Source organism: Paraburkholderia guartelaensis (assembly GCF_004353905.1).
GTDB classification, from domain to species: domain Bacteria; phylum Pseudomonadota; class Gammaproteobacteria; order Burkholderiales; family Burkholderiaceae; genus Paraburkholderia; species Paraburkholderia guartelaensis.
On the sequence record NZ_SMOD01000007.1, the window covers coordinates 122183 to 134840 of the forward strand.

The following is a 12658-nucleotide window of genomic DNA, read 5'->3' on the forward strand; positions in this document are numbered from 1 at the left end:
TCCGGGCGAACCTTGCCCGGCCCCCACAGCTACACAGAGAATCGTCCTCATGAGCGAAATCAAGGAAATGCCGCTGGTCGAACTTTCGGCCAAGGATCTGCCCGCTTACTGCCCGAACCCGTCGATGCCGCGCTGGAGCAACCACCCGCGCGTGTTCCTCGACGTGACGCACGGCGAAGCGAAGTGCCCGTACTGCAGCACGCGTTACAAGCTGCGCGCGGGCGAGGTCGTCCACGGCCACTGACGCGTTTCGCCTCACTCGCAGCGCGCCACCGTGTATGCGGCGGCGCGTCTTTACGTCATGCCGCCGCCCGTTGACCGGCGCGCGGCGTTTCGTCATTTTCCCAACCGTGTTTCGCGCGCGGCCCAATACGCCCCGATGCCGGCCCACGCCGGCCCCAGGCAGGCAAGCCGCACGCGCAACCTTTACCCTCCCGGACCCTGACTCCCGATGCGCCGCGCGCTGGTAATCGCACCGAACTGGATCGGTGACGCACTGATGGCGCAGCCGCTTTTTTCGCGGCTCGTGAAACTGCACCCGCGCATTCAGATCGATGCGCTCGCGCCAACCTGGGTTGCGCCCGTACTCGAGCGCATGCCCGAGATCCGCGACGTCTACGCCACCGACCTCGGCCACGGCAAGCTGCAACTGCTGCGCCGCTGGCAACTGGCGGGCGATTTGCGCGCCGAACGCTATGACGCCGCCTACGTGCTGCCGAATTCGCTCAAATCCGCGCTGATCCCGTGGCTCGCCAATATCGGGCTGCGCATTGGCTACACGGGCGAGAACCGCTACGGCCTCTTGAACGTGCGCCATGCGAATCCGCCGAAGGACGAGCGCCCGCCGATGGTCAGGCACTACGCCGCGCTCGCCTATGCGCCCGGCGCGACCGTGCCCGACGACCTGCCGATGCCGCGTCTCGAGTCGGACCCGAACGAGGCGTCGCGCGTGTCGGCGCGCTTCAATCTCGATACGCGCGTGCCGCTGCTCGTGTTCTGCCCCGGCGCCGAGTACGGCCCGGCCAAGCGCTGGCCGCCCGAGCATTTCGCGGCGCTCGCGAAGATGGTGGGCCAGTCGTTCCCGTACACGCAGATCGTCGCGCTCGGCTCGCCGAAGGACGCCCCGCTCGCCCAGGCCATTGCCGATCGCGCGCCGAACGTGCGCAACCTGTGCGGGCAGACCGCGCTCGGCGAGGCGTGCGCGCTGATCTCGCGGGCGAACGCCGTGGTGACCAACGATTCGGGCCTGATGCACGTGGCCGCCGCGCTGCGCCGGCCGCTCGTCGCGCTGTACGGTTCGACGGATCCGCGCCACACGCCGCCCTTGTCCGAGCTTGCAAAGGTACAATGGCTCCATCTCGAATGTAGTCCCTGCTTTGCGCGCGAGTGTCCGCTCGGGCATCTGAACTGCCTGCGCGAACTGAGCCCGGAGCAGGTTTTCGGCGATCTGCGCGGCATGCTGCTCGGGCAGCGATAAGCGTTCAGCATCACCAGGCAGTGTTGGGCGGCTATGTGCCGCCCGCCACGCTGAAAACATCGCGCACACAAATGGATGTGCGCCACGCAACGGACGCCTTGCGCGTTGCGCGCGCCCAATAGAGGCATCGAGGCGCGGGAGGGACCAAAGCGCCGTATCGGAGCACGTCACAGGCCTGTCTCGCGAAAGCGGCATGCTCGCGGCAAACGCGCGCAACGCAGCGACATGCCGCGAAGCGGCGCAACCGATCAATCGCCAACCCGCGCCCAGGTACACGCCGAGTGCAACACCGAGCGCACAAGACCAACGAGCCATGCCACGTTTTGCCCACATCTTCGAAGCCGCCGCGGACACCCTCAACGCGTACTACCAGGCCGTCGCGGAAGTCAACATCGACAGCTTGATGGGTCTGTGGATCGATGAAGAATTCGTGAGCTGCATCACGGCGGAAGGCGCACATCTGCACGGCCTGCCGAGCATCCGCGCCGGCCTCGCCGCGCAGCTCGAAGCGGCGCCGGTGTCGATCGAACCGCTCGACATCCGCGTGTACGACAGCCTCGGCACCGTGGTCTACGCGATCGTGGAAGCGCACCGCCCGGTCGATCCCAGCGCGATTCCCAGCATGGTCTTCACGACCTATGTGATGGTTCACGAGCGCGGCGAGTGGCGCATTGCGCATATTCACGCGAGCCGCATGCCCGACGACGCAGCTACCCAGTTCTCGGCCAGATTGCGCCACGGCCAGGGCGCGCTGCACTGACATAAAGGGCGCAAAGCAGGGGGCAGTAATGAGTACGACCGACGACACCAGCAGACCCGGCGAGGCAGCCCGCGTCGCGGCCGCGCTCGAAGCCCAGACTGCCCTGCTCGGCCCCCGCTACGACAACGACTACCGCGCGCCGTTCTGGCTGCCCGGTGCGCACATCCAGACCATCGTGCCGGCGCTGTTCTCGCGCCTGCCCGCGCCCGCCTACCGGCGCGAGCGCTGGGACACGCCGGATGGCGACTTCATCGAAGTGGACTGGCTCGACGGCAAGCATACCGGTGCGGATTCACACAACGCCCCGCTTTTCGTCCTGTTCCACGGCCTCGAAGGCGGCTCGAGTTCCCACTATGCGCGCGCGCTCGCGGCCGCTGCGCAGGCGCGGGGCTGGCATGCGGCGATCCCCCACTTTCGCAGCTGCAGCGGTCCGCTGAACCTGCTGCCGCGCTTCTACCATCTCGCCGATTCCGCCGAAGTCGATTGGGTACTGCGCCGCTTCGCCGCCCGCCACGCAGGGCCGCTCGTCGTCGCGGGCGTGTCGCTCGGCGGCAACGTGCTGCTGCACTGGCTCGCACAGCGTCGCGAAGACGCCGCGATCGTCGCGGCCGCCGCCGCGATCTCCACGCCGCTCGATGTGCATGCAGGCAGCGAGATGCTGACGCAGGGCTTCGGCATGATCTACACGCGCAGCTTCCTGAAGACGCTGAAGGTAAAGGCGCTCCAGAAACTCGAGCAGTACCCCGGCCTGTTCGACGCGCAAGCCGTGCTCGCCAGCCGGACGATGTACGAATTCGACAATGTCGTGACGGCGCCACTGCACGGTTTTCGCGACACCCACGACTACTACACGCAGGCGACGATCCGTCCGAAGCTCGGCGAAATCGCCGTCCCCACGCTCATTCTGAACGCGCGCAACGATCCGTTTCTGCCGGGCCGCGCGCTGCCCGCACGCCACGAAGTGAGCGCCGTCGTCGAGCTCGATCAGCCCGCCCACGGCGGCCACGTCGGCTTCATGACGGGACCGTTCCCCGGCCGCAGCGACTGGCTTTCGCAGCGCGTGTTCACTTATCTCTCGCCTTTCGCCTCTCATGGATGACATCGTCAAACAGGCGCTCGCGCGCTGGCCCAACGTCCCGCATTGCACGGGCTGGCTGCTGCTCGACGCACGCGGGAACTGGCGCATGCGTGACGAGGCCGCCCAGGCGCAGAACGCACCCGGCACGGCGATCCGCCACGAAGCGCTGCTCGGCTTCATCAACCGCAATTACGAGCGCGATGTACATGGTCAGTGGTACTTCCAGAACGGGCCGCAGCGCGTGTACGTCGAGCTGGAATACACGCCGTGGATCGTGCGTCTCGCGGCGGGTCATGATGGCGATGACGCATTGACGCTCACCGATCAGGGCGGTCAAGCGTTCGAGCCCATGGCCGCGTACCTCGACGAAGCGGGCAGCGTGATCTTTGCCGATGCGAGCACGCCGCCGCGTGCGGCGCTGCTGCACGACCACGACCTCGATCTCTTCACCGACCACGCCACGCTCGCGGACGACGCCAACAGCGGCACGTTCCACTGGCGCGCCGGCGCCGCGCTGCCGCTGCAGCCGATCAAGCGCGCCGACGTGAGCGCGCGCTTTGCCTTCGTGACGAGCCCGGCGCGCGCCGAGCGCGAAGCGCAGGCCGCGGAGCACAGCGCGAGCGGCACACCGCCTGCATCCGCAGACTGAGCGCCGATTCAGCCGCGGCCCTCATCCTTCTCGTCCTGGCGCTCCTGCTTGTAGCGCGCCTCGAAGTCGTGCAGGCGCGCTTCGATCGTCGACAGATCGTAGTAGCCCACCGATTTCATGTCGCGCGCCTCCTTGAGCTGACGGATGGCCGAGGGCCAGGCGCCGTCGAGCGCCAGCTTCTCCGCCATCGCCCGATGCTGGGTGAGCACATCGCCGAGTCCGGCGCTCGCCTGCGCCAGATAGAGCCACCATGCATCTTGCTGCGGCTCGGCCTCGGTTTCGCTGCGCGCGAGCGTCTGCGCCTCCTTGAAGCGCCGCGCCGCGATCAGCGCCTGCAGCAGCGCATCGGTGGCCGCGTGGGAGCCTGGCCACGTCTTGTGCGCAGCCTCTGCCAGCCGCACGGCGTCATCGGTGCGGCCTGAGCGGCGCGCGATATCCACGGCGAGCACGTCGAGACTCGGCGAGTTGCGCGTTTTGCTGCCATCCGCGGCCTCGAACTTCGCGAACGCCGCGCGCGAGTTCGCGAGCGACGCCGTGGCGTCGTCGTAGCGCTCCAGCAGCAACTGCGCGTAGGCAATGCCATACCAGTTTGCGGCGACGTTGAGCGCCGTGCGGTCCTCCAACTCCGAGCGCAAACGCGAAACCTCGTCGATGTACTCATTGCGCGTGCGGTCCTGAAGCACACGCACGCGCGCGCGCACGAATCCGTACTCGGGCGCCTGGCGCGGCTGCCGGTAAGCCGCGCGGCGCGCGCGGTCCTGCATGTCGGCGATGCGCTCGCCGGTGAGCGGGTGCGTGCGCGCGTAGGCCGGCACGCCCGTGTCTTCCATCGAATCGCGCTCGAGCCGCTCGAAAAACGCCACCATGCCCCACGGGTCGTAACCCGCGCCGGTGAGCAGCTGGAAGCCCACGCGATCGGCCTCGTGCTCCGCGGCGCGCGAGAAACGCAACTGGCTGTCCACGGCATACGCCTGGCTGCCGAGCGCAATCCCGGCGCCGAGATCCCCGCTATGCGCGAGCACGCCCGCGAGAATGCCGAACAGCACGCCCGCCAGCGCGGCCAGACCCGTGCGCTCGCTCTGCGAAAGCATGCGTGCGATGTGCCGTTGCAACACGTGGCCCATTTCGTGACCGAGCACGGAGGCGAGTTCGGATTCCGTTTGCGTGACGACGATGAGCCCCGAGTTCACGCCGATGAAGCCGCCCGGCAGCGAGAACGCATTGATCTGGCCGTCGCGGATCGCGAACAGATCGAAGTCGGGCCGATAGCCGCCGATGAACTGCGCACTCGCGGCCGCCGCGAGGCGCGCGGCGACCGAATTGAGGTAGTCACGCACGAGCCAGTCGCCGATATAGTCGGGGTCGCGGCGAATCTCGCGCATCACGCGCTCGCCGATACGGCGCTCGGCCTGCGGCGTGAGCGCGCCGCCCGAGCCGTCGCCGAGGTCGGGCAGTTGCGGCACCCAGGCGGGGGCGCGCACGCTGGTATTGCCGCTCGAAGACGAGGAAGCTGAGCCTGCCTGGCCCTGGGCCGAAAAGCGGCTCTGCGCGCCGCCGTAGGTGCCGAACACGCCCTGCGCGATCGAGGCGGGGACGACGGGGTCCGCCGCGTCGTCGAGCGGACCGCTGACTAATGCTGGCGCAGTATTGGGTGCACCGGGTGTGAGGCCGGAAGGGGCCGGGACGGGCTGCGTGGCGGCCGACGGGGCCGCGCCGAGATTGAGCACGGTGGCATTCGACGCCTGCGCGTACGCTTGCGGCGAAACCGCGAGCGACGCGCACAACCATGCAGCAAGCAGCCGTTTCAGACGCATTGATGACAGGATCGGGGAATGCGGAACACGGGCACGGCGGCGCGCCCGGCGTGGACCGCCCGCGCTCGCTAGCGCCAACCGTTCGATTGTAGCCCGCCTTACAACCCTTGCGGCCCGGCTAGGTGCGCAGAAAGCGCGGCGTGCCGCACTGTTAAGATAGGTACCCCTCAAGGAAGAACCCACCATGCCTGAACTCACGCATTTTGACGCTGCCGGCGACGCCCATATGGTCGATGTCGGCGGCAAGGCAGAGACGAAGCGCATTGCGCTCGCGAGCGGCACGATCCGCATGTTGCCCGAAACCTTCGCGCTGATCCGCGACGGCCACGCGAAAAAAGGTGACGTGATCGGCGTTGCGCGCATCGCCGCGATCCAGGGGGCGAAGCGCACTTCGGATCTGATTCCGCTGTGCCACCCGCTCGCCATCACGCGTGTGAAAGTGGACTTCGCGCTCGACGAAGCGCTGCCCGGCGTTCATTGCACGGCGCAGGTGGAAACGCTCGGCCGCACGGGCGTGGAGATGGAAGCGCTGACCGCGGTGCAGGTCGGACTGCTGACCGTCTATGACATGTGCAAGGCCGTGGACCGCGGCATGACGATCACCGATGTGCGCGTGCTGGAGAAGCACGGCGGGAAGTCGGGGGATTGGGTGGCGGAGCGTTGACGCCATGACTCTCGACGAACTGCTCGCGCAAGTACTGGCCTTCCGCGACGAGCGCGACTGGAAGCAGTTTCACACGTTGCGCAACCTGATCGTCTCCACGAGCATCGAGGCAGGCGAGCTGCTGGAAACGGTCCAGTGGAAGACCGATGCGCAGATCGACGCACAGCTTGCCGATCCCGCGCAGCTCACGCATCTCAAGCACGAATGCGCTGATGTGTTCATCTACCTTCTGCTGGTCGCGCATACCGCCGGGATCGATCTCGTCGAAGCGGCAGCGGAAAAGCTCAAGCTGAACGCGCAGCGCTATCCGGTGGAAAAAGCAAAAGGCAGCGCCGCAAAGTACTCCGAGCTTTGATTGCCTGAGCGACAAAGAACACGCGGCGGCGAGCTGACTCACCGCCCCTTCACGCGCGCGCTGTGAGGCTCAATCGTCCGAATCGTCCTCGTCGTCCTGTTCGACCGATTTCGCCGGCGTCCCGTACTTCTTGACGAGTTGCGCCTTGAAGTCTGCGAGCGTGGGCTGCTCGTCGAGCAGGCCGTAGAGCGAAGCGAGTTGCGTCGGCCAATCGTGCAGCTCCGTGGCGAAAATGCGCAGGCGCTCCACCGTATCGAATGCGCCCGCCGTATCGCCGTCCAGCGCCTGCAACACCGCGTAGCGGCGCAGCACCGTCTCGCCGGGCAGAAGCGCGATGGCGCGCTGGTGCGCGTAAAGCTTGGTCGACAGGCTCGCGGCGTTCATCGGCAACAGCGTGGCCATGCCGTAGTCGCCCCATGCGCCGAACAGGCGCGAAGGATCGTCGCCGTAGTCGCGTGCCGGGTGCTGTCCGTAATACAGCACCTCGGCGCGGTTGTAGTCGCGCAGCACCGGATACAGCGCCGCGACGCCGCCGAACACGACCACCGCATACACGCCGAGCGACACGCGCGACGGCACGACACGCAGCGGCTTCGTCTCCAGCAGACCGAACACGAACATCGCCGGCAGCAGGAAAAACATGTACTGCTGCGGATATTCGACGAGCGCATGCATGACGAGCACGCCGATCAGCATGAAGCCGAACACGCGCTCGGCAGTATGCGGCGCGCGCAGCCCGCGCACGAACCACGCGACGAGCCCGATCACGACGATGGCAAGACCGACGAAGCCGGTCTTCGCGAGCAGGTCGAGGAAAATATCGTGCGCGTTGTTCGCGATCTCGACGCCGCCAAGCGAGCGCACCAGCTCGAACTGATGCATCGGGAAATCGCCCCAGCCGACGCCCAGCACCGGATGCGACTTGAACATCGTCCAGCCGTAGCGCCACAGCGCGAGGCGCGGCGCGATCTGGCTGGCGTCTTTCATGCGCTCGGCAGCCGACTGTGCAAGGTCCAGGCCGTAGTGGACGTTGGCCCAGCGCACGAACGCATTCATGCCGAAGAAGATCAGCACGAGCACGACCGGGATGGTCCAGGCGCGCACGCCGCCGGCCTTGCGGCCCGAGGCCGCACTACGTCCCTCGTCCGCTTCGCTGCGGCAGCCCGTGAGCGCGATCCACAGACCCGCCACGAAAATCACGCCCATCTGCAGCCACGGCCCGCGCGACACCGTGAGCGCAAGACCACCCGAATAGATCGCGGTCAGCACGCCCCACAGCAGGACGTTCAGACGCCGCGTGAGCACGAGGTACATCGCACCCGCCATCGCGAAGGCGATATACGTGGCCAGGTGATTGGCCTGCGCCATGTTGCCGAACGGCCGGCGATCGACCGTGATGTTGTACGCCACCACGAGCGGCGTGACCTTCGTTTCGAGGTGAAAGAGCTGGATCACCTGGGTGAACACGGCGAAGAGGCCGCCGAACTGCAGCGCGAACGCCCCCCACACGAGCGCGGACTGCATGAGGCGCGCGCGCGTGATGGTGTAACCCGCGTGCGTCGCGAGGAACGCGGCGAGCAGATAACCCGCGCCGAGCCAGTTCATCGAAGGCTCGGCGAGCGGCAGTGCGAACGTCTGCACGATCAGCAGCAGGCCGAAGAAAAGCGGCACGAGCGCGACCGTGGGCGACGCGAAGCCCTCGCCCGAGCGCGCCGGACGAACGAGCAGCAACGTCGCGGCGCCCATCAGCACATAAAGTGTCAGTGCAACGAATTCCGCGTAGAACGTCGGAATCGGATAGGTGTGGTTGACGACCGCATAGGGCAGCGTCAACGCGAGGGCCAGCAAGACGAACGTAAGGTAACGCGCAAAATTGGAAGGCATGGTTGGGCGGGGGCGTTCAGCAACGGGGCACTATACAAAACTTTTCCCCCGCTGTGCGGGTGCGGCCGGTTGGGTCGCATCCGCATGCGCTGCGCGAGTGGGCTAGAAAGCGCTCACGGTTGCCCCCGCACCTTTACGCAAACCTTATGCGCGGCACTCCGGCGGCGCGAGATTGCCCGCCAGCGTTGCGGCGTCCGCGGGCGATGGGCCCGTACCAGGCGCGCCGAGGGACGAAGCCGTCTTGCCCGCTGCGAAGCACTCCCACGTGAGCGTGCCGCCCTGCACGCTGCCCTGCGCGAGCACGACGCGCGTGGTGGGCGCATCGGCATTGTCGGGCACCGAGGGCACGAGCACGATCGTGTTGCTGCCCTCGGGCGCCACGCGCGAGGTGAACGCAACCGTGATCTGACCGGTCGTGTCGTCGATATGCAGCGACTTCACGTTGCGGGTGGCAGGCGGCACCGTGTAGCCCGCGCCGAACGCGTTGCCGCTCGCGGCGTTCTCCGCCACGGCGAGGCGCGCGGAAGCCGCGAGCGAGAGGCCCTCGCCCACGCGGCTGCGGGCGAGGTAATCCTGGTACGCCGGAATGGCGTAAGCGGCGATCACACCGACGATCGCGAGCACGATCATCAGTTCGATCAGCGTGAAGCCGCGCGCGGTCCAGCGCCCGGCAATGCTCGCGAGGCGCGACAGTCTGGCAAAACACGCGCAGCCGTTGCGCGGCGGCGGGTTCATGGGAAGTGCAGATACGATCATCGTCAGGGCTCCTGAAACAAGAAACGCCTGCTCACACTCGTGAACAGGCGTCTTGATCGTATCGGCGGCCCGCGCCGCGCATCAGTCGGCCAGATGGCCCAGGCGCAACGGCACAGCCATGCGTGCTCAGTGCGACTGCGGCCCCTGCGTCGCGCTGCGCCGCGCGTTGCGGCGCCTGAGCCAGGTCCCGAGCGCGACGACGAACACGGCCCCCGCCACGCACATGCCGTATTCGGCCGCGGGCGTATCGAGCAGCGGCCAACGGTCGCCGGCGGGGTCGTTGACGATGAGCCCGCCCGCGATCCAGCCGAGCAGTGCTGCGCCGAGCGTCACGATCACCGGGTAGCGGTCGAGCAGCTTGAGGACGAGCTGGCTGCCCCACACGATGAGCGGAATGCTTACCATCAGCCCGAAGATCACGAGAGCGATGCGATGGCGCGGATCGGCCGCTTCGGCAGCGCCCGCAATCGCGACCACATTGTCGAGGCTCATCACCGCGTCGGCGACGACGATCGTCTTGATCGCGCCCATCAGCTTCTCGGCAGGCTTCACGTTGGCGTGCTCGAGTTGACTGGGCGCGAGCAACCGAACGCCGATCCACAGCAACAGCAGGCCGCCTGCGAACTTGAGGAACGGCACGTTGAGCAGCACCACGGCGAAAGCGATCAGCACCACGCGCAGCGCAATCGCGCCAGCGGTACCCCACAGAATGCCGCGCACACGCTGCTGCGAAGGCAGGTCGCGGCAAGCGAGCGCGATCACCACGGCGTTGTCGCCGCCGAGCAGGATGTCGATGACGATGATCTGGAAGACAGCGCCCCAATGGAGCGACGCGAAGAACTCGAGCATGGAAACGAAGACTCAGCCGTGACTCAGGATAGGCGGCTCATACGGCGAGCCAAATAAAAAAGCGAGGGGGCCATGACTGGCTCCCTCGCTCTTTGTTCGGAAACCTCGTGAAAGGATTCCGCAAGCATATCAAAAAACGCTGGCCGCCCGCGCATGCGTGATGCACGAGCGGCTGCGCATTTCGAATTTACAGCATCGCCTTCAGCAGACGACCCATTTCCGACGGGTTGCGCGTCACCTTGATGCCGCACGCGTCCATGATTTCCAGCTTCGCGTCGGCCGTATCCGCACCGCCCGAGATCAGCGCGCCGGCGTGGCCCATGCGCTTGCCCGGAGGCGCCGTGACGCCCGCGATGAAGCCAACCACCGGCTTCTTCATGTTGTCCTTGATCCACTCAGCGGCGTTCGCTTCGTCCGGACCGCCGATTTCGCCGATCATGATCACGGCGTCCGTATCCGGATCGTCGTTGAACATCTTCATGACGTCGATGTGCTTCAGACCGTTGATCGGGTCGCCGCCGATACCGACTGCCGACGACTGGCCGAGGCCGATCGCGGTCAGCTGGGCAACCGCTTCATACGTCAGCGTGCCCGAACGCGACACGACGCCGATGCGGCCCTTGCGGTGGATGTGACCCGGCATGATGCCGATCTTCAGCTCGTCCGGCGTGATCGTGCCGGGGCAGTTCGGGCCGAGGAGCAGCGTCTTGCGGCCTTCGCGGCGCATACGGTCCTTGACTTCGATCATGTCGCGGACGGGAATGCCTTCCGTGATACAGATCGCGAGATCGAGGTCGGCCTCGACGGCTTCCCAGATCGCAGCAGCAGCGCCTGCCGGCGGCACGTAGATGACCGAAACGGTCGCGCCGGTGGCGTCCTTTGCTTCACGCACGTTCGCGTAGATAGGAATGCCTTCGAAATCTTCGCCGGCCTTCTTCGGGTTCACGCCAGCGACGAATGCTTCGCGGCCGTTCGCGTACTCACGGCAAGCGCGGGTATGGAACTGACCGGTCTTGCCGGTAATGCCCTGCGTGATGACCTTGGTGTCTTTGTTGATCAGAATCGACATGTATTGACCTCTGTTCGTTTGGCGTCATGCGTCGCACCAGACCGCTTCTTGCGTTGCGGTGTTCGCGCCGGCACCACGCCATTCGTGTCCGGTGAAAATTACTTGCCTTCGGCAGCCGCGACAACCTTCTGCGCGGCTTCTTCCATGCTGTCTGCCGAGATGATCGGCAGGCCCGATTCGGCCAGCATCTTCTTGCCGAGGTCCTCGTTCGTGCCCTTCATGCGCACGACGAGCGGCACGTTCAGGTTCACGGCCTTCGAACCAGCGATCACGCCTTCTGCGATCACGTCGCAGCGCATGATGCCGCCGAAGATGTTCACGAGGATCGCCTTCAGGCCCGGGTTCTTGAGCATGAGCTTGAACGCTTCCGTGACCTTCTCGGTCGTGGCGCCACCGCCCACGTCGAGGAAGTTCGCCGGCTCGCCGCCGAACAGCTTGATGGTGTCCATCGTCGCCATTGCGAGGCCTGCGCCGTTCACGAGACAGCCGATGTTGCCGTCGAGCGAGATGTACGCGAGGTCGAACTTCGAGGCTTCGATTTCAGCCGGATCTTCTTCGTCCAGGTCGCGGTAAGCGACGATTTCCGGATGACGGGACAGCGCGTTGGAGTCGAAGTTGAACTTCGCGTCGAGCGCGATGACCTTGCCGTCGCCGGAGACGTTCAGCGGGTTGATTTCAGCCAGCGATGCGTCGGTTTCCCAGAATGCCTTGTACAGGCCTTGCAGGATGGCGCGGGCTTGCGGAATCGAAGCAGCCGGCACGCCGATCTTCGCGGCGAGGTCGTCGGCCTGTGCGTCGAGCAGACCCGTCGACGGCTCGACGATGACCTTGTGGATCAGTTCCGGGTGCTTTTCGGCGACTTCTTCGATGTCCATGCCGCCTTCGCTCGAACCCATCAGAACGATCTTTTGCGACACGCGATCAACGACGAGGCTGACATACAGTTCTTGCTTGATGTCGGCGCCTTCTTCGATCAGCAGACGGTTGACCTTCTGGCCTTCCGGACCGGTCTGGTGCGTGACGAGCTGCATGCCGAGGATCTGGTTCGCGTACTCGCGGACCTGCTCGAGCGTCTTGGCAACCTTCACGCCACCGCCCTTGCCGCGGCCACCCGCGTGGATCTGCGCCTTGACGACCCAAACCGGACCGCCCAGCTCTTCAGCGGCCTTGACCGCGTCATCCACCGAAAACACCGGGATGCCGCGCGGGACCGCGACTCCGAATTTCCGCAGGATTTCCTTACCCTGGTACTCGTGAATCTTCATGCGTGATTCCTTCAGTCTGAGAGTTGGAGTGAACTTCG

13 protein-coding genes are annotated in these 12658 nt (G+C 66.1%); 7 read left to right on the plus strand and 6 right to left on the minus strand.

The annotated features are described in order from the left end of the window. Nucleotides 1-49 precede the first annotated feature (49 nt). The 5 genes from E1N52_RS11290 (at nt 50) to E1N52_RS11310 (ending at nt 3964) form a co-directional block, all read left to right on the plus strand. A complete protein-coding gene (locus E1N52_RS11290) occupies nt 50-244 on the plus strand; it encodes a zinc-finger domain-containing protein (protein WP_028205950.1) in 195 nt (64 codons plus the stop codon). 207 nt (nt 245-451) lie between these two features. Further along, nucleotides 452-1477 carry a lipopolysaccharide heptosyltransferase II gene (gene waaF / locus E1N52_RS11295; protein WP_133182814.1) on the plus strand — a complete coding sequence of 342 codons (1026 nt, stop codon included), beginning with the start codon at nt 452-454 and terminating at the stop codon, nt 1475-1477. Between the two features lie 313 nt (nt 1478-1790). Next, nucleotides 1791-2237 carry a nuclear transport factor 2 family protein gene (locus E1N52_RS11300; protein WP_133182816.1) on the plus strand — a complete coding sequence of 149 codons (447 nt, stop codon included), beginning with the start codon at nt 1791-1793 and terminating at the stop codon, nt 2235-2237. Between the two features lie 28 nt (nt 2238-2265). Next, on the plus strand, nt 2266-3336 hold the full coding sequence (locus E1N52_RS11305; protein WP_133182818.1) for a YheT family hydrolase: 1071 nt from the start codon (nt 2266-2268) through the stop codon (nt 3334-3336). Further along, nucleotides 3329-3964: a DUF2946 family protein gene (locus tag E1N52_RS11310; RefSeq protein WP_133182820.1), complete on the plus strand. Its 636-nt coding sequence runs from the start codon at nt 3329-3331 to the stop codon at nt 3962-3964. The genes E1N52_RS11305 and E1N52_RS11310 overlap by 8 nt, the downstream gene beginning before the upstream one ends. Nucleotides 3965-3972: 8 nt before the next feature. Here E1N52_RS11310 and E1N52_RS11315 read toward each other — a convergent pair whose 3' ends face one another. Continuing rightward, nucleotides 3973-5778, minus strand: coding sequence for a M48 family metalloprotease (locus tag E1N52_RS11315; protein WP_133182821.1), 1806 nt, complete (start codon nt 5776-5778; stop codon nt 3973-3975). Nucleotides 5779-5962: 184 nt separating this feature from the next. Between E1N52_RS11315 and moaC the strand changes: the two genes are divergently transcribed. Next, nucleotides 5963-6442 carry a cyclic pyranopterin monophosphate synthase MoaC gene (moaC, locus tag E1N52_RS11320; protein ID WP_042266308.1) on the plus strand — a complete coding sequence of 160 codons (480 nt, stop codon included), beginning with the start codon at nt 5963-5965 and terminating at the stop codon, nt 6440-6442. A gap of 4 nt (nt 6443-6446) precedes the next feature. Further along, nucleotides 6447-6797 (plus strand): nucleotide pyrophosphohydrolase, encoded by a 351-nt coding sequence (locus tag E1N52_RS11325; protein ID WP_133182823.1) that lies wholly within the window; start codon nt 6447-6449, stop codon nt 6795-6797. A gap of 69 nt (nt 6798-6866) precedes the next feature. Here the strand turns inward: E1N52_RS11325 and E1N52_RS11330 are convergent, their stop codons facing one another. From E1N52_RS11330 to sucC, 5 genes are all read right to left on the minus strand, one after another. Further along, nucleotides 6867-8681: a PglL family O-oligosaccharyltransferase gene (locus tag E1N52_RS11330; protein ID WP_133182825.1), complete on the minus strand. Its 1815-nt coding sequence runs from the start codon at nt 8679-8681 to the stop codon at nt 6867-6869. A 144-nt stretch (nt 8682-8825) separates the two neighbouring features. Continuing rightward, nucleotides 8826-9437 carry a pilin gene (locus E1N52_RS11335; RefSeq protein WP_133182827.1) on the minus strand — a complete coding sequence of 204 codons (612 nt, stop codon included), beginning with the start codon at nt 9435-9437 and terminating at the stop codon, nt 8826-8828. Between the two features lie 126 nt (nt 9438-9563). Next, nucleotides 9564-10286 (minus strand): TerC family protein, encoded by a 723-nt coding sequence (locus tag E1N52_RS11340; protein WP_133182829.1) that lies wholly within the window; start codon nt 10284-10286, stop codon nt 9564-9566. 187 nt (nt 10287-10473) lie between these two features. Beyond that, nucleotides 10474-11355 (minus strand): succinate--CoA ligase subunit alpha, encoded by an 882-nt coding sequence (gene sucD, locus E1N52_RS11345; RefSeq protein WP_069262862.1) that lies wholly within the window; start codon nt 11353-11355, stop codon nt 10474-10476. 98 nt (nt 11356-11453) lie between these two features. Further along, nucleotides 11454-12620: an ADP-forming succinate--CoA ligase subunit beta gene (sucC, locus tag E1N52_RS11350; RefSeq protein ID WP_133182831.1), complete on the minus strand. Its 1167-nt coding sequence runs from the start codon at nt 12618-12620 to the stop codon at nt 11454-11456. Nucleotides 12621-12658: the final 38 nt, after the last annotated feature.